The 20,792-nt window shown below is 58.4% G+C and carries 24 protein-coding genes and 1 tRNA gene; 15 read left to right on the top strand and 10 right to left on the bottom strand.

What is annotated here, in order from left to right; all coding sequences use genetic code 11:
- Positions 1-8: 8 nt before the first annotated feature.
- Positions 9-482 (bottom strand): phosphoribosyl-AMP cyclohydrolase, encoded by a 474-nt coding sequence (gene hisI / locus ACORLH_RS00465; RefSeq protein WP_321830643.1) that lies wholly within the window; start codon positions 480-482, stop codon positions 9-11.
- Between the two features lie 82 nt (positions 483-564).
- Between hisI and ACORLH_RS00460 the strand changes: the two genes are divergently transcribed.
- The 7 genes from ACORLH_RS00460 to ACORLH_RS00430 all read left to right on the top strand — a co-directional run bounded on the left by ACORLH_RS00460 (position 565) and on the right by ACORLH_RS00430 (position 7,017).
- Complete coding sequence (locus ACORLH_RS00460) at positions 565-1,665, top strand: GTP-binding protein (protein ID WP_321830642.1); 1,101 nt, start codon at positions 565-567, stop codon at positions 1,663-1,665.
- Positions 1,666-1,668: 3 nt separating this feature from the next.
- On the top strand, positions 1,669-3,006 hold the full coding sequence (gene cysS / locus ACORLH_RS00455; protein ID WP_321830641.1) for a cysteine--tRNA ligase: 1,338 nt from the start codon (positions 1,669-1,671) through the stop codon (positions 3,004-3,006).
- On the top strand, positions 3,003-3,248 hold the full coding sequence (yidD, locus tag ACORLH_RS00450) for a membrane protein insertion efficiency factor YidD (protein ID WP_321830640.1): 246 nt from the start codon (positions 3,003-3,005) through the stop codon (positions 3,246-3,248). The genes cysS and yidD overlap by 4 nt, the downstream gene beginning before the upstream one ends.
- Before the next feature lie 13 nt (positions 3,249-3,261).
- A complete protein-coding gene (locus tag ACORLH_RS00445; protein WP_321830639.1) occupies positions 3,262-3,654 on the top strand; it encodes a transcriptional repressor in 393 nt (130 codons plus the stop codon).
- 19 nt (positions 3,655-3,673) lie between these two features.
- Positions 3,674-5,008 (top strand): dihydroorotase, encoded by a 1,335-nt coding sequence (locus tag ACORLH_RS00440; protein WP_321830638.1) that lies wholly within the window; start codon positions 3,674-3,676, stop codon positions 5,006-5,008.
- Positions 5,009-5,121: 113 nt separating this feature from the next.
- Positions 5,122-6,150 carry a betaine--homocysteine S-methyltransferase gene (gene bmt / locus ACORLH_RS00435; protein ID WP_321830637.1) on the top strand — a complete coding sequence of 343 codons (1,029 nt, stop codon included), beginning with the start codon at positions 5,122-5,124 and terminating at the stop codon, positions 6,148-6,150.
- Positions 6,151-6,159: 9 nt separating this feature from the next.
- Complete coding sequence (locus ACORLH_RS00430) at positions 6,160-7,017, top strand: homocysteine S-methyltransferase family protein (RefSeq protein ID WP_321830636.1); 858 nt, start codon at positions 6,160-6,162, stop codon at positions 7,015-7,017.
- A 4-nt stretch (positions 7,018-7,021) separates the two neighbouring features.
- Here the strand turns inward: ACORLH_RS00430 and cdd are convergent, their stop codons facing one another.
- The 5 genes from cdd to ACORLH_RS00405 all read right to left on the bottom strand — a co-directional run bounded on the left by cdd (position 7,022) and on the right by ACORLH_RS00405 (position 10,924).
- The gene (cdd, locus tag ACORLH_RS00425; RefSeq protein WP_294119319.1) at positions 7,022-7,435 is read right to left on the bottom strand and encodes a cytidine deaminase; all 414 of its coding nucleotides are present in this window, start codon (positions 7,433-7,435) and stop codon (positions 7,022-7,024) included.
- A gap of 379 nt (positions 7,436-7,814) precedes the next feature.
- Positions 7,815-9,371 (bottom strand): relaxase/mobilization nuclease domain-containing protein, encoded by a 1,557-nt coding sequence (locus ACORLH_RS00420; RefSeq protein ID WP_321830634.1) that lies wholly within the window; start codon positions 9,369-9,371, stop codon positions 7,815-7,817.
- On the bottom strand, positions 9,368-9,838 hold the full coding sequence (locus tag ACORLH_RS00415; protein WP_321830633.1) for a plasmid mobilization protein: 471 nt from the start codon (positions 9,836-9,838) through the stop codon (positions 9,368-9,370). Before ACORLH_RS00415 ends, ACORLH_RS00420 begins: the two co-directional genes overlap by 4 nt.
- Positions 9,835-10,635, bottom strand: a complete 801-nt coding sequence (locus ACORLH_RS00410; protein ID WP_321830632.1) for a hypothetical protein — start codon at positions 10,633-10,635, stop codon at positions 9,835-9,837. The genes ACORLH_RS00415 and ACORLH_RS00410 overlap by 4 nt, the downstream gene beginning before the upstream one ends.
- 212 nt (positions 10,636-10,847) lie before the next feature.
- Positions 10,848-10,924, bottom strand: a tRNA-Arg gene (locus tag ACORLH_RS00405).
- Positions 10,925-11,017: 93 nt separating this feature from the next.
- Between ACORLH_RS00405 and ACORLH_RS00400 the strand changes: the two genes are divergently transcribed.
- Positions 11,018-12,043 (top strand): LacI family DNA-binding transcriptional regulator, encoded by a 1,026-nt coding sequence (locus tag ACORLH_RS00400; protein WP_321830631.1) that lies wholly within the window; start codon positions 11,018-11,020, stop codon positions 12,041-12,043.
- 55 nt (positions 12,044-12,098) lie between these two features.
- Positions 12,099-12,371 (top strand): hypothetical protein, encoded by a 273-nt coding sequence (locus ACORLH_RS00395; protein WP_321830630.1) that lies wholly within the window; start codon positions 12,099-12,101, stop codon positions 12,369-12,371.
- 2 nt (positions 12,372-12,373) lie between these two features.
- Here ACORLH_RS00395 and ACORLH_RS00390 read toward each other — a convergent pair whose 3' ends face one another.
- Entirely contained in the window at positions 12,374-13,078 is a 705-nt protein-coding gene (locus ACORLH_RS00390) for a hypothetical protein (RefSeq protein ID WP_321830628.1), read from the bottom strand.
- Entirely contained in the window at positions 13,050-13,343 is a 294-nt protein-coding gene (locus ACORLH_RS00385; RefSeq protein ID WP_321830627.1) for a hypothetical protein, read from the bottom strand. The genes ACORLH_RS00390 and ACORLH_RS00385 overlap by 29 nt, the downstream gene beginning before the upstream one ends.
- Positions 13,344-13,561: 218 nt before the next feature.
- Here ACORLH_RS00385 and ACORLH_RS00380 point away from each other — a divergent pair, with 218 nt between their 5' ends.
- The 3 genes from ACORLH_RS00380 (at position 13,562) to ACORLH_RS00370 (ending at position 15,917) form a co-directional block, all read left to right on the top strand.
- Complete coding sequence (locus ACORLH_RS00380; protein WP_321830626.1) at positions 13,562-13,981, top strand: hypothetical protein; 420 nt, start codon at positions 13,562-13,564, stop codon at positions 13,979-13,981.
- 95 nt (positions 13,982-14,076) lie between these two features.
- Entirely contained in the window at positions 14,077-14,706 is a 630-nt protein-coding gene (locus tag ACORLH_RS00375; RefSeq protein WP_321830624.1) for a ribonuclease HII, read from the top strand.
- Between the two features lie 104 nt (positions 14,707-14,810).
- A complete protein-coding gene (locus tag ACORLH_RS00370; RefSeq protein WP_058242620.1) occupies positions 14,811-15,917 on the top strand; it encodes a site-specific DNA-methyltransferase in 1,107 nt (368 codons plus the stop codon).
- A gap of 222 nt (positions 15,918-16,139) precedes the next feature.
- Here ACORLH_RS00370 and ACORLH_RS00365 read toward each other — a convergent pair whose 3' ends face one another.
- Positions 16,140-17,300 (bottom strand): alkane 1-monooxygenase, encoded by a 1,161-nt coding sequence (locus ACORLH_RS00365; RefSeq protein ID WP_321830622.1) that lies wholly within the window; start codon positions 17,298-17,300, stop codon positions 16,140-16,142.
- A gap of 26 nt (positions 17,301-17,326) precedes the next feature.
- A complete protein-coding gene (gene mutY / locus ACORLH_RS00360; protein WP_321830620.1) occupies positions 17,327-18,415 on the bottom strand; it encodes an A/G-specific adenine glycosylase in 1,089 nt (362 codons plus the stop codon).
- An 81-nt stretch (positions 18,416-18,496) separates the two neighbouring features.
- Here mutY and ACORLH_RS00355 point away from each other — a divergent pair, with 81 nt between their 5' ends.
- The 3 genes from ACORLH_RS00355 to ACORLH_RS00345 are packed head-to-tail and all read left to right on the top strand — an operon-like array spanning position 18,497 to position 20,788.
- Positions 18,497-19,015: a DUF721 domain-containing protein gene (locus ACORLH_RS00355; protein WP_321830619.1), complete on the top strand. Its 519-nt coding sequence runs from the start codon at positions 18,497-18,499 to the stop codon at positions 19,013-19,015.
- A gap of 4 nt (positions 19,016-19,019) precedes the next feature.
- Positions 19,020-19,673 (top strand): DsbA family protein, encoded by a 654-nt coding sequence (locus tag ACORLH_RS00350; protein ID WP_321830618.1) that lies wholly within the window; start codon positions 19,020-19,022, stop codon positions 19,671-19,673.
- Entirely contained in the window at positions 19,673-20,788 is a 1,116-nt protein-coding gene (locus ACORLH_RS00345) for a CaiB/BaiF CoA-transferase family protein (protein ID WP_321830617.1), read from the top strand. Before ACORLH_RS00350 ends, ACORLH_RS00345 begins: the two co-directional genes overlap by 1 nt.
- Positions 20,789-20,792: the final 4 nt, after the last annotated feature.

Genomic DNA, 20,792 nt, shown 5'->3' with positions numbered 1-20,792 from the left:
ATGCTTGATCAGAGTTGGGTTGGGTTCGGGACATCACCATAAACCTTCATGGGATCAAAGGTCTTGTCGCTTTCCACAAATTGAAGCGGTTGCCCTGCGTTTTCAGCTGTTGGCACAGCGCGGTAGAAGCAAGACATGTACCCCACGTGACAAGATGCGCCGGACCCGGCGACCTCTACCTTGAGCCAAACCGCATCTTGGTCGTCATCAATTCTGGCCTCAACAACCTTTTGCACCAAACCAGAAGTTGCGCCTTTGTGCCAAAGCACTTGGCGCGCGCGGCTGAAGTAATGCGCTTCGCCAGTTTCAATCGTGAGCTTAAGGGCTTTCTCATTCATCCACCCCAGCATCAGTACATCGCCGCTGTCCGCGTCAGTGGTGATGCATGGCAGCAACCCATGCTCGTCAAATTTTGGGGCGAAGTCCGTGCCCTCTTCAACCTGCTCGACCGAAGTACGGAGTTGAAATTCGATTTTGCTCATGTGCTCACCTTGCGATATATTACTTTATAACATAAAGCTATTCGCGCAGGAACGCAGGATTGTAAAGAGGACGAACACTCCCATGGACACGATTGATGAGCGTATCCCCGTGACCTTGCTGACTGGCTTTCTCGGCGCTGGAAAAACGACCTTACTGAACCACTTGATCAATGACCCAGAAGCAGGCCGGATCGCTGTGATCATGAACGAATTCGGTGCGGCTGGTCTTGACCATGACTTGATCGAAGCATCGACCGAAGAAACGATCCTGATGCAATCGGGTTGCCTGTGCTGCACGTTCCGGGGCGACATTGCCAAGACGCTCGGGAAACTCATGGCGCGCAAGCAGGGCGGTGAGCTTGCATTTGACCGCATCGTCATTGAGACAACGGGCATCGCGGAACCAGCCCCCATCATTCATACCTTGGTTGTTGACCAGCTTATGCCGCATTACTACCGCATGGACGGGGTTGTGACCGTTGCCGACGCAGCTACTGGGTCGGGTACACTGAAGTCACAGACCGAAGCGGTCAACCAGATCGCCCTTGCAGACTTAATAGTTATCACCAAAACGGATTTGGTGTCCGTAGCCGAACTTGCGTCCTACCAGGCACAAGTGAGCACGATCAACAACTCCGCGCAACGCATCCACGCCGACCACGGAAAAGTGCCGACAGGCGCTTTGTTCGGATTGTCGGCGCTACGGGAAGACTCCAACACAGAAGACATCGAAGCTTGGGTCGGCAAGTCGGAAAAGGTTCAATCACACGACCACGGGGGCCATGACCACCATCACGGACATGACCAAGAAAGCCACCACGGAAACCAAATTAGATCAGCGTCTATCGAAGTATCCGATCCAATCCCGGCCAGCGTTTTTGATTTCTGGCTCGACATGCTGATCGCAATAAAGGGCCCCGATCTCTTGCGGATCAAAGGCATTGTGCATGTTGAGGGGATGGACTGGCCCTTTGTCTTCCATGGTGTCCAACACATCTTTGACGCCCCGGTGCCTTTGAAATCCTGGAGCGGGCAAGATGCGATAAGCCGGGTCGTCGTGATTGCTCGAAACATGAGCCACGACGATCTCGACGCCAGCTTGAACATGCTTCGCATGAAGCCAAAGGAAATCGAAACAACAACCGAAGGCATGATTCACGAAACAGTTGAGATGCCGTTCTGACCGATGCTGCAGTTATTCAATTCCATGGGCCGCAAGCTCGAACCGTTCGTTCCAAGCGATCCGGATCACGCGCGTATGTATGTTTGCGGCCCGACCGTATACTCCTACGCGCATATAGGCAACGCACGCCCGGCGGTGGTGTTCGACGTTCTGGCGCGGGTGCTGCGCGCGCAGGTGCCAAAACTCACCTATGCCCGCAACATCACCGATGTGGATGACAAGATAATAGCCGCCGCCGCGAAAGAGGTGAGTTGCGAGGCAATTTCAACCGAGTTCACAGCGGCCTATCACGAAGACCTTGCTGCACTGGGTGTTGCCCCGCCGGATATTGAGCCCCATGCCACCGCGCATATCGGACCAATGATCGAGATGATCGAAGGGCTGATTGCCTCGGGAAAAGCCTACGCAGCAGAAGGCCATGTGCTCTTTCACATTCCCGCCTTTCCGGATTATGGCAAGCTTTCTGGCGCGAACCCGGATGAGATGCTTGCCGGTGCGCGGGTTGAGGTTGCGCCTTGGAAGCGTGATCCGCGCGACTTCGTGCTTTGGAAGCCCTCGGGAGCAGGTCAACCCGGCTGGGATAGCCCGTGGGGCTTTGGGCGACCCGGCTGGCATATCGAATGTTCTGCTATGATCCGCGCGCATCTGGGCGCGCAGATCGACATTCACGGCGGCGGTATCGATCTGCGCTTCCCCCATCATGAAAACGAGATTGCACAAGGCACCAAGGCACGGTTCTGGGTCCACAATGGCCATGTGACCGTGTCAGGGGCGAAGATGTCCAAGTCGCTCGGCAATGTTCTCTTGGTGCGCGATCTCTTGAAGGAAGCTCCCGGCGAGGCGATCCGCTATGCGCTCCTATCCGCACACTATCGCCAACCGCTCGACTGGACGCCAGAGACACCAAAGGCCGCGCGCTCGGCGCTGAACCGGCTCTACGGCACGCTGCGCGATCAGCCGGCGGCAGAGCCATCGCCGGATGATATGGCCCCTGTGCTGACCGCGCTTGATGATGACTTGAACACGCCGGCTGCCTTCGCCGCGCTGCATGCACTTGCCGCGCAAGTGCATTCTGAAGCCGACCCAAGCCGCCGCGCCCAGATCGCGGCAGGCCTGCGCGAGGCGGGCAGTTTCCTTGGTCTCCTTCAGCAGGATCCAATTGCTTGGGCGCATGCGGGCGCTGGCGAGGTCGATCACATCGAAGCGCTGGTTGCTCAGCGGGCGCAAGCGCGCTTTGATCGCGATTGGTCGCGTGCCGACGAATTGCGCGATCAACTACTAGAGATGGGCGTAGAAGTTGAAGACTCTGGCCGCGAGAGCCGTTGGAGGATGCGCGCATGAGGGCTTTCTTTGTGCGGCTCCTTATCCTTCCAATCCATGGCTATCGATTGATCCTGTCGCCTTGGATTGGGCATTCTTGCCGCTTTCAACCAAGCTGTTCTGTCTATGCGATCGAAGCCCTGGAAACCCATGGGCCCGTCCGTGGGCTTTGGTTGACGCTTCACCGTCTGGCACGCTGTAATCCATGGGGCGGGTCAGGGTTCGATCCTGTGCCGCCTGTCGACAACCCGCGCATGAAATGAAGCGAGGTGTTCCATGACAAAACGCGGTGAACAAATGCGGGCTGAGATACTCGCCGTGCTGCGAGAGGCTGATGGTGCCATGTCCGCCTACGACGTGCTGCATCGGTTGCAGGCGTCACATCCAAAAATCGCGCCACCGACGGTTTACAATGCGCTTGCCGGTTTGACTAAGTCCGGTCGGGTTCACCGGGTCGAGTCCCTCAAGGCTTACATCGCTTGCCAATGCGATTTCACTCACAAATCGACTGTGCTGTCGATCTGCGACGAATGCGGAACTGTCCAAGAACGCTCCGCCCCGCGCCTTGTCGAAAACCTCTCTGGTTTCGTTGAAGAAACAGGATTCCTGCCGCAGCGCCATGTCATTGAGGTACATGGTCTGTGCTCTTCCTGCAGCTCAACTGCCTAAACTTCGGATCCAACAACATATGAATAGCTTTGATACGATTTTTCGGCGCGGAACTGTCGTCAACCATCACGGAATCCATGAGACAGACATCGGCGTAGAGAACGGGCGGATTACCGCTTTGGGCAACTTGTCGCGCGCAGCATCGAAAGCCGTGATCGATTGCAAGGGCCTGCACATTCTTCCGGGCGTTGTCGATACCCAGGTCCATTTTCGAGAGCCGGGTTTGACGCACAAAGAAGACCTTGAAAGCGGATCGCGCGGGGCAGTCTTGGGCGGTGTCACAGGCGTGTTTGAGATGCCCAACACCAACCCGCTGACAACGACCCGCGAGACATTCGAAGAAAAGATCGCCGCAGCAAAGAACCGCATGCATTGCGATTTTGCTTTCTATGTGGGTGGAACTCACTCGAACGTCGCGGAGCTCCCTATCCTCGAAAGACTGCCGGGTTGTGCGGGAGTAAAGGTCTTCATGGGATCGTCGACAGGGTCACTTTTGGTCCAAGACGACGACGGAGTGGAAGCGATCTTGAACGCGATCTCCCGCCGTGCTGCGTTTCACAGCGAAGACGAATACATGCTGGAAGAGCGCAAGGACCTTCGTGTCCAAAGCGATCCCTCAAGCCATCCTGTCTGGCGGTCGCCCGAGGTCGCGCTGAACTGTACCAAACGTCTTGTCGCATTGGCACACAAGACCGGTAAGCGGATTCACGTTTTGCACATTTCAACCGGGGAAGAGATCGCCTTTCTTGCGGACCATAAAGACGTCGCCAGCGTCGAAGTCACGCCCCATCACCTCACCCTCGATAATACTGCCTACGCGCGTCTTGGGACCTATGCCCAAATGAACCCGCCCGTACGCGACAAGTCACACCAGGATCAGATTTGGGCAGGTGTGGCGAATGGCGTCGCGGATATCCTGGGATCGGATCACGCACCGCACACCCGCGAGGAAAAAGAACATGCCTATCCAGACAGCCATTCTGGCATGACGGGTGTTCAGACCCTCGTGCCGATCATGTTGAACCACGTGAACGAAGGCAGTCTAAGCTTGGAAAGATTTGTCGATATGACAAGTCATGGACCCAACCGCCTGTTTGGGATTGTTGGAAAGGGCCGCATTGCGGTTGGCTACGATGCTGATCTCACAATTGTGGACATGAAGCGGCGCGAGACCATTACCAATGATTGGATTGCATCCCGCGCGGGGTGGACGCCCTACGATGGTGTCACGGTCACCGGCTGGCCAGTGGGTACGATTGTTCGTGGCCATAAGGTCATGTGGGACGGCGAACTTGTGACGCCCAGTACCGGCCAGCCAATGCGCTTTTCTGAGGCGCTCACGGCTCAAACCTGAACCCTGAAAAAGCCACATGCACCTCATGTTCTTCATGAGAAAATTGAAATTGATTCATCTCGCTCGGCGTGCGAACGCAAAATGGTAATAGTTTGAGCAAGGGCGCCATTGTGATGGACTTTATCGAATTCTTGAATGAGCGCGATTGGCTCATGGCCGACGGGGCCACCGGTACCAATCTGTTCAACATGGGTCTGGAATCTGGCGATTGCCCTGAGCTGTGGAACGACACCAAGCCTGACAACATCCGTGCGCTCTATCGTGGCGCGGTGGAGGCTGGGTCGGACCTCTTCCTCACCAATTCGTTTGGCGCGAACCGCTCTCGTCTCAATCTGCATGATGCAGGTCATCGCGCTTATGAACTGTCCAAAAGGTCCGCGGAGCTCGGGCGCGAGATTGCTGACGCCGCGGGGCGTCCTGTGATCGTCGCAGGCTCGGTTGGGCCAACCGGCGATATCATGGAACCAGTAGGCTCGCTCAGCCATGCAGAAGCGGTCGACATCTTTGAAGAGACGGCACGTGGCCTCAAGGACGGCGGGGCGGACATCCTGTGGCTCGAGACGATATCAGCACCAGAGGAGTACCGCGCAGCCGCGGAAGCCTTCGCCCGTGTTGAGATTCCCTGGGTCGGGACCATGACCTTCGACACCGCGGGACGCACGATGATGGGTGTCACGTCACCCGAATTGGTCGATTTGGTCAAAAACCTCGACAATCCGCCCGTCGCCTTCGGAGCCAATTGCGGCGTGGGTGCGTCTGACTTGCTGCGGACTGTCTTGGGCTTTCACCAAGCATACCCCGAGATACCGATCGTCGCGAAGGGCAATGCAGGTATCCCGAAATACATTGATGGCGAAATCCACTATGATGGAACACCAGAGCTGATGGCAGAATATGCGGTCTTGGCCCGCGCGGCGGGTGCCAAAGTTATCGGCGGCTGTTGCGGCACGACCCCAGCACACTTGGAGAAAATGCGAGAGGCGCTCGACACGCAGGAGATCGGTGCCCGTCCAAGCCTAGAGGCGATCAGCACAGCCCTTGGCGCGTTTTCCTCCGAAAGCGACGGCACCGATGTCGAGGTGGCACATCCCAAGCGCGAGCGGCGGGGTCGGAGGAAATCTGCAACGCCAACGGCAGCATAGAAACGTATCATGATCACCATTCTGGATGGCGGCATGGGCCAAGAGCTCATTGCGCGAAGTGCTGCAAAACCAACGCCGCTTTGGGCGACCAAAGTGCTGTTGGACGAGCAAGAGCTTGTGCGGGCGGTGCATGACGATTTCTTTGCTGCAGGCGCCATGGTGGCGACCACCAACAGCTATGCCATCCATCATGACCGGCTGATCGCCGCCGGGCTTGATGAACAGTTCGAACCGCTTCACCGTGCCGCGTGTGAGATTGCGTGTGCGTCTCGTGACGCCGCAGAAGTTGGGAGTGTGGCGGGGGCGATTGGCCCTTTGTTCGGATCCTATCAGACCGGCCCACTGCCGCACGACGCGGTAGACCGCTTTGCTGAGATTTGCCGCATCCAAGCCCCGTATGTGGATCATTTCCTGATCGAGACGGTCTCTGCCTTGGCCCACGTTGATGCAACGCTTGAGGGCGCAACCGGGCATGGAAAGCCCATTTGGCTCAGCGTGTCCGTCGATGACTATGACGGCACGAAGTTACGCTCGGGAGAGCCTCTCGAACACGTGATGGACCGCATCGACCGAGCGGACGCCTTGCTTGTCAATTGCGCTACCCCCGAAGCGGTAACAATGGCCGTAGACGTCATCAAAGGCTGCGGAAAACCCTTCGGTGCTTACGCAAACGGTTTCACTGAAATCACCCAGAGTTTCGTCCAGGTGGGTGCGACCGTTCAAGAATTGTCAGCGCGTACAGATCTAACGCCAGCAGCCTATGCCGATTTTGCGGAGGACTGGGCTCAGATGGGAGCGACCATCATAGGCGGCTGCTGTGAAGTTGGACCTGCGCACATCGCGGAAATCGTGCTGCGGCTGACCTGACCTCTTAACTGCGGGCCATGTATCCGGCATCAAAAGCCCCGGGTAGCAGGTCACCGATCGTTGTGGCTTCTTCTTTGCCGTCGGTGGTGCCCATCCAAACGGTCACATCGTTTTTGCCAAACTCTTTTAAGCGCTGTCGGCAGGCACCGCAGGGCGGCACAGGTTCTGGCGAGTCTGCAATGACATAGGCCTCAATGACTTCGGTCTCCCCTGCGACAATCATGGCAGCAAGCGCCGCTTCCTCAGCGCAAGTGCCCACTGGATAGGCGACATTCTCAACATTTGCTCCGATGTAGATCTTCCCAGATGCTCCGCGCATGGCGGCGCCAACCTTGAAGTTCGAATAAGGCGCATAAGCGTTCTCGCGAGCGGCGGCGGCTGCTTCACGAAGGTCAGGTACCGAATTTGGCATCAGCATTGAAGACTACTCCTTTTGGGTTGAACTTGGTCAAACCTCACGGGAATGAGGGCGGCATAAATCATATGCCAAAGCTTACTTGCGCAGCTCTTTCGTTGGAATACCCATCTGTAGCGTTAATGGTCGGCTGGTTTTCCTGCTGCACAGTAGTGCCGCTTGGCTCGCATCTGCAGAAATTTCCATGCTGCAAGCGCTCGCAGCAACATTTAAGGACTTCCGCTATGGGCTCTTTCGAGCTCTTCGCTGCATTCTACATGAAGTTCCGGTTTATCCGCATACGCACCCAGCAAAGAAATCGCAGACGTGTGGTGAATTGCTGCAGAACGAATCTAAGATTCCCACTGCAGACCCTCGAACCACGCCAACATTTGCAGTTAGATCAAAGCGAATGTCCGGCGCTGCGGTGGCTATCTCTCGCGTCTAGCTCTCGGTCAACCGCTTCTCGGCGTCTTTCGCTAGTTTCCAGCTGGTCTCTAACCCCGCCTGCAGCGTCGCGTAATTCTGCTCCTCGCGCAGCAAGTCGGCCAATGTGGTGACGGACGTGAGATGTGATTTCATCAATAGCGCCACGCAATGCGCCAAGCCATTCACCTTGCTTTCGATCCTGCTGGTCGAGCGCTTCTCCAAGGCGTGCAATTCCTTGGCTGAACTCTCGCAGGCCGTCACCAACCGCTCGACGGATGCGAGCAATTCGCGTTCCAATGCTGTCAGGGTCTGTGTCATCTAGGGTTCCTTGATCTCGATACAGATGACCGGCGTCCCGGCCATGGTGCAGGTCTTCAATTCGGTCCGGTCGGGGTCCAGCGTCACCCATGTCTGCCCAGCCTGTTCGATCCGTGTCAGGCCAAGCCTCGTCATCTCCGAGCGCGTGATCAAACCCGTCCAAAACCAACTCGCGATCAGCACTGTCGCGATCCAGGATGAGACCATCACCACGATCACCCAGGGTGAGATCGTCAACCAGCGCCTGATCGTCTCGCTCCGCCTCTCCAACTCGCTCCTGCTGTCGCTCAGAAAGAACCTGATATCGGTCTCGATTGTATGTAGCGCGCTGGTCGCAATGCTGCTGAAATCGCTCCTGAAGCTCTCCAGTTGAGATGCCATCAAGGCGGCGTGGTCGCTGCGTACTGTCTCCAGGTCTGCGTTCAATTTCTCGGCGAGGCGGTTCGGCTTGCCAGTCGTCATGGAAAATCGCTCCTTTCAAACGCCAGCGCTCGCCGGTGTCAGGGTCTTTGGCGGTGATGTAATTCTTGCTGGCACGGGGGATATCAAAGGCTGCATCGGCCAAAGCATCGATCATGCTGGCGCGGTCGGTGATGGTGCCGACGCTGATCTGATCGAGGATCCAATCGTGCAGCGCTTCGCGACCTTGCGCGCGCGTCGGCGCTTCAATCGTCGCCCTCACTTCGCGAGCGCGATCTGGCTCCAAAGGGTCTGCCCAACCGTGCGTCTTGTTCATCAAATCACGCAGGCTGGAAAAGGCGTTTTCATGGCCTGGCGGTGCGATGTTCAACGCCTTGCCCGTGCTCAGCTCAAGGCGTGGCGTGCAGAAGTGCAGCTCGACATTGCCTTCATGCGAGTGGCGCACCCAGAGACAATCGTATTGATCCCTGTCCAGCCCAGCAAAGGCCAGAGCCTCAAATAGCTCAATGGCCTCTTGCTGGGCGGCGGGACTGGGATCGTCGCTGTCGGCAAAGCTGATCACACCTGCCGTGTAGCTCCATTTGTTGGAGCTCGCATCGATAAGGTCGCGGGTTTGGTCGGGGTTACCGTGCAGCACCTCAGGCAACGGGTCGCGGATCTTGGTTTGCGGTTTACTGGTGTCGTCGCGGATGAGGCGGCGGTTCTCGTCATAGGCAAGAACTTCACGCGCTGTCAGGTAGTCGACGGGTGCGGCTCCGCCGCCTGTGCCGGTGGAAAAGAACGAGATGATCATTCGCCACCGCCCGTGTGTGCCGCCACGATCTGCGCCATCTGTCGTTCGATGACCACTAGCTGCACCACGATCTTGAGCGCGTCGATCTGGTTCGCGCGGCCGGATTTGACCGCGCCGTTGATCCAGCGGGAGAGCTGATTGAGGTTGCCGCCGACACGGGCAACCGCAAAGGTCAGCTTCGGATCAACTTGGGGGACGGGCTTGCGCCGACGCGCCTCGGTCAGCCCCAAGGCCTCGCGCATCAGCGTGGCATTGGGCAGGCCAGCGGCGCGCGCCTTGGCCACAAGCGCTTCCTTTTCCGACGGTGTGCATCGAAAGATCACGCTCTCGGAAAGGCCCTCTTTGACGCCGCTTGCGTGCGTCTGGTTAGGGTTTGAAGGGGAGGCTTGCCGCCCCTCACAAGTCCCGCCGATGTAATCGGTGGGTAACCTTGCTGTTCGCTCTTCGGTTGGATCGGTTGCGGTCATGCTCTGAGCCCCGCCGCTTCGATTTCAGCTGAGCTGACTAGGTTCGCGGCTAGCAAAGCGGTCACTTGGCCGGGTGTTATGTGGCGGCAAAGGGGATGCTTGTCCGTGACCCAGTCGGCCAAACCTTTCAGCAATTCCACCTCTTTGGCTTTGCCCGCTTCTCGCGCCTCCTCAACCTCCTGAAGGTATTTCAACCAACGGCCAGAGGAGAACCAATTGTCGGAGAAGCACACCTTGGAGCGGGTGAAGCCTTCGCTCTCGGTCGCATAGGTCCGCACGGCGTCCTCGAGGTCTTTGGCGTCCACTCCGTCGGCCAGCGCTTGGCGGATCTGCGAGTTACAAACCGCTTTGCCGCGAACGCGATCCTCGGGATAGGCGGACAAAATCTTTTCTGAAACCTCATCCTCCACCGCTACCTTCGCGTGCGAAAGATTTGGTTTTTGATATGGTTTATATCTGTTCTTATAGGACTTGCCCTCTGGGGCAGATGGCTTGCCCTCAGGGGCAAATGCATCATTTTCCCTTTCGGTCGGATCGATTTGCCCATTTGGGCAAATGGAGTTGCCCAGGGCATACCAACAGGTCCGGTCATAGCGATCATCGCTGAAATTGCCCTTGATGATCAGCTCTGCACTGACCAGCTTTTCGAGCGCTGTTCGGATCTGCTTTTCGCTCAGATAGGGGAACAACTCACTAAAGGCCGAGATCGAATTGTAAGTCCAATACCGCCCGTCTCGATGGTTGCGGCGATTGGCTTGGTTCTTCTCGATCCAGAAGGTGATGTTCTGGAAAATCACCGCCGCATTCAGGCCAACAAGTCCCGCGATTTCGGGATCAAAGCTATGGCGGCTCATGATTGGCCCCCAAAATACGCACAAACGTGCGAATTTTGTACAGGTTTTGTACGAGAAATCGGTCGTTTCAGTCGATTACGGCCCGAAAGCTGACGGGACTTTTTGCAGTCTTCCGCACAACGTCCTGTAAATAAACCATATTTTTCAGGTGGTTTTGGCGACCCCGGCAGGATTCGAACCTGCAACCTGCCCCTTAGGAGGGGGCTGCTCTATCCAGTTGAGCCACAGGGCCACGCCCGGACGTCTTAGCTGGTGACGGTGGCTTGAACAAGCCCGTGGGTTCGCGCTAACAATGAAGAAACCTTGTTTATTCAGGATGGTGCGATTGAGCCGGAACGATAACCGCCCCCTCACCCTGCGTGATGTCTCGGAAGCATCAGGCGTTTCGGAAATGACCGTCAGCCGGGTGTTGCGCAACCGCAGCGACGTCAGCCAAGCCACCCGTGAAAAGGTGCTGCAGGCCGCCAAACAGCTGGGCTATGTCCCCAATAAAATCGCCGGTGCCCTTGCCAGTCAGCGTGTGAATCTGGTGGGTGTGATCATCCCCTCCATGTCCAACATGGTGTTTCCTGAGGTGATGACAGGGATCAGCCGGGTGCTGGAAGATACCGATCTGCAACCTGTTGTCGGCATCACCGACTACCTGCCTGAGAAAGAGGAGAAGGTCCTTTATGAGATGCTGTCATGGCGTCCCTCAGGGGTGATCATCGCCGGGCTGGAGCATTCCGAAGCCTCGCGCGCCATGCTGCGGGCTGCGGGTATCCCGGTGGTTGAAATCATGGATGTGGACGGGGATCCGATCGACGCTATGGTCGGCATTTCCCACCGTCGCGCCGGGCAGCACATTGGTGAGGCCATTCTGGAAGCAGGCTACAAGCGCATCGGCTTCATGGGCACCAAGATGCCGCTGGACCACCGCGCCCGCAAACGGTTCGAAGGCATGACACAGGCGCTGGCCAAAGGCGGCGTTGAGGTTGCCGATCAGGAGTTCTACTCGGGCGGATCAGCCCTGGGCAAAGGCCGCGAAATGACCGCCGCCATGCTGGAACGCACCCCGGATCTGGATTTCCTCTACTACTCCAACGACATGATCGGCGCGGGTGGTCTGCTCTACCTGATGGAAAAGGGTGTGGATGTCCCGGGCCAGATCGGTCTGGCCGGGTTCAACGGTGTTGAGCTGCTGCAGGGCTTGCCGAAACAGCTGGCAACAATGGATGCCTGCCGGGCCGAGATCGGGGCAAAAGCTGCCGAGATCATTGTGGAACGCACCGCCAACCCTGACGCCGAGATCGAAGATCATGTGGAGCTGACGCCAACGCTGAGCTTTGGCGACACGCTGCGCGGCAAGTGACACAGTTTAAGGGGCCTGCGGGCCCCTTTTTTACATCTGCCAACAGGGTCAATAGATGCACATTGAATTTGAATATGTCGCCATTTTTGTGATCGCCATGGCGGTTTTCCTGATCTCCACCTTTTGGGAGCCACGCAAATATCGCCGCCGCCGCAAAAGCCTGCACCAGGATGCCAGCGGTGTCTGGATCTGGACGGAACTGGACGGCAGCGAAATGCGCTCAGACATCCACCCGGGTGAACCGGGGGGCGCCTGGGTTAACGACAGCAGCAGCGATGGCGGATTTGATGGTGGCGACAGCGGCGGCGGTGGTGGAGGTGGCGACTAGGCTCAAACCATCCGGATCACATCCTTGTCCACCGCCAGCATATAGCCTTTGCGGGCAATGTTTTTCACCAGCAGCTCACTGACCATCTGATTGCCCAGCGTGTCGCGCAGGCGCTTGATCCGGGTGGCGCCAGCGGCTTCTTCGCAGTCCGAAGAATCCTTGCCCGACACCATCGCTTCAATCTCAGCACCTGACAGCAAATCTTCGTCCATCCGCGCTTCGGCCAGAACCGAAAGTGTTTCCATCGCTGCCGCAGTCAGCTTGAAACCCATGTTGTTCAGGTAAACCGTGTTTTCATCCCGGCTGATCAGCAGCGAGGACACTTGAATCCCCGCATGTTCGATCTGCGCCATGCGACGGTTCATCATCACCAGCATCACCAGAAAGACCAAAGCGGCAATCAGCATCGCAGTGGCAAAGACCAGCAGGACAAAGATCACCATCCGGTAGCTGGTCAGCGTATCGGCAAAGGCCGTGCCCGACTGCGCAAGGATCTCCAGCAGCTTGATGTCAGCGGCATTGGTCAGACCGTCATTTTCAACAAAGATCCGTTCGACCCGCATGTTGAAGGCATTTGCATCCGGCAGGGTCAGAAACAGAAAAACTGCCGCCAGAAGCAGCAGACAGACAATGGCAGCAATGCCGAAAGATACGATCCGGGTGCCGGATCGGCGGGCGTCAGAAGCGGAGGAAGTAGGTTCCGGCACTCTCTTTCCTTTCTTGCAAACCGTCATCTCCAAACACCGACAGAACATTCAGCAGCGTCCAGCCGTCACGCGCCAGACGTGGTGTCAGCTCGGCCTTGGCAGCTTTCTTGGCGCAGGCACCGGTCAGTTCGGCGACGCCGTAATGCAGCTTCAGGGGATTGTCCTGCTTGGCCTTATAATCGGCGTAACAGGCGGCACTGGCGCCCTGCGGTGCGGCGACCGCCAGAAGCGTCAAAGAGAGGGTTATGGCAAGGGTGTGTTTCATACCGCCAACATGCGCCGAAAGGGGGTGTTATTCAATAACCAAAGGGGTTTCCGCACGGCGATATTCGATAACAGGGGGGTGTTATTGCCTGTCTCAAGGGGGGTGGCCCAAGTTGAATTCACAGCCCGAAACGGTGCAGCCAACGGCGCGACACATGAGCCGCCACAGCGCATCAGGGCACCTGAAATCAACGCGTAAACACAGTTAGGAACCCCATCATGTCCCGTAAGTTCATTGCCTCCGTCCTGGCCGCCGCCCTGACCATCACCTCAATCAGCGCCGCCCCCGCCCGCGCGGCCAGCGACGAAGATATCGCCAAGTTTCTGTTCGGCGCCACCGCGCTGGTGATCCTGGGCAAGGCGCTGTCTGACAACAACGACCGCCGCGACCGCGACGTCGTTCACACGCCCCGCCCGAAACCGCGCAAGGTTCTGCCGCGCCGCTGCGTGACCCGCGCCACCACTGCGCTGGGAAGCAACACCAAGGTGCTGCGCGCCAAATGCCTCAACCGCCACTACCAGCGCGCCGACCGCCTGCCCAACGCCTGCCGCCTGCCGATCTGGACCCAGAATGGCCGCAAGAAAGGCTACCTGGCACGCTGCCTGCGTGATCGCGGCTACACCATCGCCCGCAACTGATCGGGCGTAACAGAGGGGACCGCGCAAGTGCCTTCCCTGCGGTCCCCTCACAGAGGTCCCTTGAACTGGGGCAAGAATCCGGGTTCACAGAACAGATGAGCAAAACAAAACTGATCCCGGACTTTTCCTTTGAGCAGCAGGCGCACGCGCAGGGTTACCTGCGCGTCGCTGGCGTTGATGAGGTTGGCCGTGGCCCGCTGGCGGGCCCGGTCACCGCCGCCGCCGTGGTGCTGGACCCGACCCGCATTCCCGATGGCCTGAACGATTCAAAACAGCTGAGCGCCAAACGCCGCGCCGCCCTACTGGAGGAGGTGCTGCAACACGCTGATGTCTGCGTCGCCCATGCCAGCGTTGCCGAAATTGATGAACACAACATCTTGCGCGCCAGCCACATCGCCATGCTGCGCGCGGTGCAGGGGCTGAAACACCCCGCCGATTTCGCCCTGATTGACGGCAACATGGTGCCGCGTGGCCTCAACATTCCTGCCGAAACCGTGGTCAAAGGCGACGCCCGTTCTGTGTCAATCGCCGCTGCCTCCATCGCGGCAAAAATCGCACGTGATGAGATCATGCAACAGTTGGGGGCCGAATTTCCGGGTTACGGATGGGAAACAAACGCCGGGTATCCAACCGCGACACATAAGGCTGCATTGACCCAATTGGGGGTCACACCACACCATAGGCGATCCTTCAAACCGGTGCACAATATCTTGTATCAAGAGTGAAATGTAACGCGCTGATACAAAAAAGAAATTGACCCCGACTCGCAGATGACTCATTTTTAGGGCCAACCAAGAGCGCAAAAATGCGCCGGGTATTGAGGCAGAAAATGACGAGCACACACAAAAAGAAGGGCGCAGATGCGCTCCCTCTAAACACGATTCTTGAAGGTGACTGTATCGAAATGATGAACAGTCTGCCTGAGGCGTCTGTTGATCTGATCTTCGCAGATCCCCCCTATAACCTGCAGCTCAAAGGTGACCTGCACCGGCCCGACAACTCCAAGGTCGATGCGGTGGACGATCACTGGGATCAGTTCTCCTCCTTTGCGGCTTATGACAAGTTTACCAAGGATTGGCTGGCCGCCGCCCGCCGCATCCTGAAGCCAAATGGCGCGATCTGGGTCATTGGTTCCTATCACAACGTCTTCCGCATGGGCGCTGAGTTGCAGAACCAGGGCTTTTGGATCCTCAACGATGTGGTCTGGCGCAAATCGAACCCGATGCCGAACTTCCGCGGCAAACGCCTGACCAACGCACATGAAACGCTGATCTGGGCCTCCAAGGCCGAGGGCGCCAAATACACCTTCAACTACGAGGCGCTGAAAGCCCTGAACGAAGGCATCCAGATGCGCTCGGACTGGGTGCTGCCGATCTGTAACGGCGGCGAACGTCTGAAGGATGAGAACGGCGAAAAAGCCCATCCAACCCAAAAACCCGAAAGCCTGCTGCACCGCGTGATCCTCGGCACCACCAACCCCGGTGATGTGATCCTTGATCCGTTCTTTGGCACCGGCACCACCGGCGCGGTCGCCAAGATGCTGGGCCGGGACTACATCGGCATCGAACGTGAAGAGGCCTACCGCAAAGTGGCCCGCAAACGTCTGGCCGCCGTGCGCCGCTTCGACAAAGAGGCGCTGCAAGTCTCCACCAGCAAACGCGCCCAGCCGCGTGTGCCCTTCGGCCAGCTGGTTGAACGCGGCTTCCTGCGCCCGGGCGATGAGCTGTACTCGCTGAACAAACGCCACAAGGCCAAGGTGCGTGCCGATGGCACCATCGTCGGCGGTGAGGTCAAAGGCTCGATCCATCAGGTCGGCGCCGCGCTGGAAGGCGCGCCCAGCTGCAACGGCTGGACCTACTGGTGCATCAAGCGCGACGGCAAAGAGGTGCCGATCGACATCCTGCGCCAACAAATCCGCTCGGAAATGAACAACTAAGGCCCAACAAGCCAATTGGGTTGCCGGCTATCGGCAACCCGGTGATCACATTTTCGACCCTCGCGGTATCCCAGAATAGTAAAGTTACCGCCGGTGCCTGTAGCCTGACAGCCGGCACCAAACTGCCCCGCCTCGATGGCGGGGCCTTTTTCGTTCAGACGGTGCACCCGCCCCTTTCATCGTTCCGAAAATACTCCCGCCGGAGGCCGCCGCCCGCCAGGCTCAGCGGCGCGGCATTGGGTTGGTGCCCAGCTTATAGGCGGTCCAATCCTCGATCTCGGGGTAGAATTGCCGGCGCCAGGCGCGCACGCGGGGGTTCATCCGCCGCCGCCACAGGGGCGGGATCATCGCCATCAGGGTCATCACCGGATAACCATAGGGGAACTGTGGCGCCTCCTCTGCATCGTAGTTCTGCAGCAACGGGAAACGCCGGTCGGGTTTATAGTGGTGATCGCTGTGGCGCTGCAGGTTGATCAGCAGCCAGTTGGTCGCCTTATGGGCCGCATTCCAGCTGTGACGGGGTTTGACGTGTTCATATTTGCCGTCGCCTAGATGTTTGCGGGTCAGCCCGTAATGTTCCACGTAATTGGTCAGTTCTAACTGCCAGACCGCGCTGAACGCCTGCACCAGGAACAGCGCCAATCCTTCGATGCCACCAATGGCCAGCGCCAGCGCCAGGGCCAGCGCCTGCAGCACCACATAGCGCCAGAACGGGTTGCGCCGCGACCAGACCGAGAGGTCCCGCCGCGCCAGCATTGCCCTCTCCGCCCCCCAGGCGGAGGCCAGACATTCCGGCAAGACCCTGACAAAGAACCGGTGGAACCCTTCATTGTAACGCGCTGTAACCGCATCCGCCGGGGTGCCGACATGACGGTGGTGCACCAGCAGATGCTCAGAGCGAAAATGCGAATAAAGGACTGTCGACAACAACAGATCGCCCAGCCAGCGCTCCCATTTGTTTTTCTGATGCATCAGCTCATGACTGTAGTTGATCCCCACAGTGCCGGAGATGACCCCAACCCCAAAGAACAGCACCAGCTTTTCCAACAAATCCAGATGATCAGCGCGCGTGGCATAGGCGATCATGCCGTAGATCACCACCGCCTGAATGGGGAACCAGATCCAGGTGATCATCCGATACCAGAACAACGCGTCATCCGGTGTGTCCAGATCGGCATTGTCCAGATTGAGACCGGTGAACACATCCAGCAGGGTAAACAGCCACCACGCCCAAAGCGGCAGCAGCAGCGTGAACCAACCGCCTAAGCCAGCGCTGACCAGCGCAACCGGGATCAGGGTCAGCGACAGCCAGAACGGCAGCGCCCCGATGAGGCTCAGGCGTTTTGGTGATGAAGCAGTCTCAGGGCCAGTGTGGTCAACCATTGGCTTGGTCCATTCGATATGCGCGTTCAGAGCGTATTGTCGAACGCGCCACGCGCAAGGTCAAATGCCTTTCGCATCACAGTGGGCAAATCTGACGGGCGAAATGTCTCAGGCTCGATGAATTGCCCCACATCGGGATTGGCGCCCTGCGGCAGATCCGCGATGCGCACCTGCAGGATCAGGTGAAAATGGGTGAAGGTATGGCGCGCCTCAGCCCCCAAAAGTCGCCAGTCAGCTGCGATTGGCGGCGCCTCGGCCGCGCCCTCCTCTGACCAGGGGCCACCCGGCCAACCCAGCATCCCACCCAGCAACCCCTTATCAGGACGCCGCTCCAACAGGTAAGCACCATCCGCGCGCCGGCCGACATAGGCGATGCCCAGCCGGGTGGGTTTGGGTTTCTTCGGGGTTTTCTTTGGCAGCTCCAGCGCCGTGCCCTCAACCCGCGCAACACAGGGACTGCGCAGCGGGCAGATGCCGCAGGCGGGGTTACGCGGGGTGCAAATCGTTGCCCCCAGATCCATCACCGCCTGCGCATAGTCACCGGGCCGCTGCCCAGGGGTCAGCCCCGCGGCCAATTCGGTCAGATGCGGCTTGGATCCGGGCAGAGGGTCATGCACATTGTGCAGCCGCGCCATCACCCGTTCAACATTGCCATCCACCACCACCTCAGGCAGGTCATAGGCGATCGAGGCAATGGCTGCCGCCGTATAGGGGCCAATGCCGGGCAGTTTCAGCAGCCCCGCCAAAGTGTCCGGAAAGACGCCGCCATGATCTGCCACCACCACGCGGGCACATTTCAGCAGGTTGCGGGCACGGGCGTAATAGCCAAGGCCAGCCCATTCCCCCATCACATCGCCATCCTCAGCCGCGGCCAGATCGGACACAGTAGGCCAGCGCGTGGTGAAGCGATGGAAATAATCCTTAACCGCCGCCACGGTGGTCTGCTGCAGCATCACCTCAGACAGCCAAACACGATAGGGATCCGGCCGCACGCCTGAAAGCTTATCCGCCGGTGGCACACGCCAGGGCATCGCGCGGGCATGTACATCATACCAAGCCAGCAGATCCGAGGCGATCTCAGCAGGGCCGACCTGTTTCAAATTCCCGTCACGCAATGTTTATTTCCCGATCTTCTCTATTCGCTGGCGTCTGCCTACAGCGCCTTTAGAATAGGGCCAAGAGTGAGGAAGGAAACCATGCCCAAACGGCGCCCAACCACCAAAGGCTTTGCCCGCACCGGATCGCTGTTGCAACAGCAGATTCGAAAGGCGGGGGAATCGCGTGGTTTTGCCGTGACACGGCTGTTGACCCACTGGCCTGAAATCGTTGGCGAAGACATGGCCGCAATGGCCCGCCCGGTGGATGTGAAATATGGCCGCCAAGGCTTTGGAGCCACCCTCACCGTACTGACCACCGGGGCGATGGCACCGATGGTCGAAATGCAGAAAGAACAGCTGCGCCAGAAGGTGAACGGCGTCTATGGCTACAATGCCATCGCCCGGATCCGGGTGACCCAGACCGCCCCGATCGGCTTTGCCGAAGGGCAGGCGGATTTCACCTATGGCCACAAGGCAAAACCCAAACCGCAACCCACCCCTGAGATCCGCGCCGAGGCCAGCAGCCTTGCCGCCGGGGTGGGCGATGACTCCCTCCGGCAGGCGCTGGAACGGTTGTCGCAAAACGTATTAACCAAGATGAACACGCAAGAGAGGTAAGCAGATGAACCGCAGATATGCATTGGGCCTGATGGGGGCCGCCGCCGTTTCCGCAGGCGCGCTGTCGCTGTTCCCCGGGCAGGACAAGCTGCCCAGCCTGGTCAGCATGGCCAATGCACAGGGGGCTGACACCTCTGGCATTCTGGAAATGACCATGGGGTCGGACGATGCGCCGGTCACCCTGATGGAATATGCCTCCTTCACCTGCCCGCATTGCGCCAGCTTCCACAACAACGTGCTAGGCAAGGTAAAGGCCGAATATGTCGACACTGGCAAAGTGAAATTCATTTACCGTGATGTCTATTTTGACCGCCCCGGCCTTTGGGCTGCCATGATGGCGCGCTGTGAACCAAACAAGTTCTTCGGCATTGCCGATATGCTCTATGCGGATCAGAAAAACTGGATCGGTGGCGGCAACCTGACCGAGATCGACCAGAACCTGCGCAAAATCGGCCTGGTTGCCGGTCTCGACAAGGCGGAACTGGATGCCTGCATGTCAGACGCTGAAAACGCCCAGGCGCTCTACACCTGGTTCCAGGGCAACATCGAAGCGGATGATGTTTCCGGCACCCCGACCCTGTTTATTGATGGTGAGAAGCATTCCAACATGAGTTATACGGATCTCAAAGCGATCCTTGACGAAAAACTGGGAATGTAATGACTGCACCACTTGCCGGGCTCAAAGTAGTAGAGCTCGCCCGCATTCTGGCCGGCCCTTGGGCCGGTCAAACCTTGTCCGACCTCGGCGCCGAGGTCATCAAAGTCGAAAGCCCCGCAGGTGATGACACCCGCCAATGGGGTCCGCCCTTCATTGAGCGCGAAGACGACACCACCGCCGCCTATTTCCACAGCTGCAACCGGGGCAAAGCCTCGATCACCGTGGATTTCCGCACCCCTGAGGGGCAGGAACAGGTGCGCGAACTGGTCCGCGACGCCGATATTCTGATCGAAAACTTCAAAGTTGGCGGCCTGGCAAAATACGGGTTGGACTACGACAGCCTGAAAGCGGTGAACCCCGGTCTGATCTACTGTTCGATCACCGGTTTCGGCCAGACCGGGCCCTATGCCCACCGCGCCGGCTATGACTATATCATCCAAGGCATGTCCGGCCTGATGTCCATCACTGGCGATCCCGATGGCCAGCCGCAACGCGTTGGCGTTGCTGTCACCGATATCTTCACCGGGGTCTACGCCGTCAGCGGCATCTTGGCCGCACTGCACCAGCGCCACCAGACCGGCAAAGGTCAACATGTGGATATGGCCCTGATGGATGTTGCGGTTTCCGTCACCGCCAATCAGGCGATGAACTATCTGACCACCGGCACCCCGCCGGGCCGGACTGGCAACTACCACCCCAATCTGACACCCTATCAGGTGTTTGACTGCGCCGATGGCCATATCATCATCGCCACCGGCAATGACGCCCAGTATCAGCGCCTCTGCGGTCTGCTGGGTCTTGATTGGATGGCCGATGCGCCAGAATTCCTGAAAAACGCCGACCGCGTCGCAAACCGGGACCGGATGATCGATCTGTTGATGGGCGAAACCCGCAAACGCTCCAAGGCGGAGCTGTTGGCCGGCTGTGAAGAGCGCGGCATTCCCGCCGGGCCGATCAACGATATGGCCGAGGTGTTTGAGGATCCGCAGGTGCAGGCCCGCGGTATGAAGGTGACACTGGACGGGATCCCCGGCGTACGTGCGCCTTTCACCTTTTCAGACGCAGAGCTGAAGCTGGATGCCCCATCGCCCAAATTGGGTGAGAACAACGGGTAATCAC

The organism is Thalassovita sp. (assembly GCF_963691685.1).
GTDB lineage: Bacteria > Pseudomonadota > Alphaproteobacteria > Rhodobacterales > Rhodobacteraceae > Thalassobius.
The sequence above is the reverse complement of the archived record's forward strand: the minus strand, read 5'-3'. Positions and strand labels throughout refer to the sequence as shown.

Excerpts from the sequence above, each read along its gene's own strand:
- hisI (WP_321830643.1), bottom strand. The coding sequence starts at position 482 with ATGAGCAAAATCGAATTTCAACTCCGTACTTCGGTCGAGCAGGTTGAA.
- ACORLH_RS00460 (WP_321830642.1), top strand. The coding sequence starts at position 565 with ATGGACACGATTGATGAGCGTATCCCCGTGACCTTGCTGACTGGCTTT.
- cysS (WP_321830641.1), top strand. The coding sequence starts at position 1,669 with ATGCTGCAGTTATTCAATTCCATGGGCCGCAAGCTCGAACCGTTCGTT.
- yidD (WP_321830640.1), top strand. The coding sequence starts at position 3,003 with ATGAGGGCTTTCTTTGTGCGGCTCCTTATCCTTCCAATCCATGGCTAT.
- ACORLH_RS00445 (WP_321830639.1), top strand. The coding sequence starts at position 3,262 with ATGACAAAACGCGGTGAACAAATGCGGGCTGAGATACTCGCCGTGCTG.
- ACORLH_RS00440 (WP_321830638.1), top strand. The coding sequence starts at position 3,674 with ATGAATAGCTTTGATACGATTTTTCGGCGCGGAACTGTCGTCAACCAT.
- bmt (WP_321830637.1), top strand. The coding sequence starts at position 5,122 with ATGGACTTTATCGAATTCTTGAATGAGCGCGATTGGCTCATGGCCGAC.
- ACORLH_RS00430 (WP_321830636.1), top strand. The coding sequence starts at position 6,160 with ATGATCACCATTCTGGATGGCGGCATGGGCCAAGAGCTCATTGCGCGA.
- cdd (WP_294119319.1), bottom strand. The coding sequence starts at position 7,435 with ATGCTGATGCCAAATTCGGTACCTGACCTTCGTGAAGCAGCCGCCGCC.
- ACORLH_RS00420 (WP_321830634.1), bottom strand. The coding sequence starts at position 9,371 with ATGATCATCTCGTTCTTTTCCACCGGCACAGGCGGCGGAGCCGCACCC.
- ACORLH_RS00415 (WP_321830633.1), bottom strand. The coding sequence starts at position 9,838 with ATGACCGCAACCGATCCAACCGAAGAGCGAACAGCAAGGTTACCCACC.
- ACORLH_RS00395 (WP_321830630.1), top strand. The coding sequence starts at position 12,099 with ATGCACATTGAATTTGAATATGTCGCCATTTTTGTGATCGCCATGGCG.
- ACORLH_RS00385 (WP_321830627.1), bottom strand. The coding sequence starts at position 13,343 with ATGAAACACACCCTTGCCATAACCCTCTCTTTGACGCTTCTGGCGGTC.
- ACORLH_RS00380 (WP_321830626.1), top strand. The coding sequence starts at position 13,562 with ATGTCCCGTAAGTTCATTGCCTCCGTCCTGGCCGCCGCCCTGACCATC.
- ACORLH_RS00375 (WP_321830624.1), top strand. The coding sequence starts at position 14,077 with ATGAGCAAAACAAAACTGATCCCGGACTTTTCCTTTGAGCAGCAGGCG.
- ACORLH_RS00370 (WP_058242620.1), top strand. The coding sequence starts at position 14,811 with ATGACGAGCACACACAAAAAGAAGGGCGCAGATGCGCTCCCTCTAAAC.
- ACORLH_RS00365 (WP_321830622.1), bottom strand. The coding sequence starts at position 17,300 with ATGGTTGACCACACTGGCCCTGAGACTGCTTCATCACCAAAACGCCTG.
- ACORLH_RS00355 (WP_321830619.1), top strand. The coding sequence starts at position 18,497 with ATGCCCAAACGGCGCCCAACCACCAAAGGCTTTGCCCGCACCGGATCG.
- ACORLH_RS00350 (WP_321830618.1), top strand. The coding sequence starts at position 19,020 with ATGAACCGCAGATATGCATTGGGCCTGATGGGGGCCGCCGCCGTTTCC.
- ACORLH_RS00345 (WP_321830617.1), top strand. The coding sequence starts at position 19,673 with ATGACTGCACCACTTGCCGGGCTCAAAGTAGTAGAGCTCGCCCGCATT.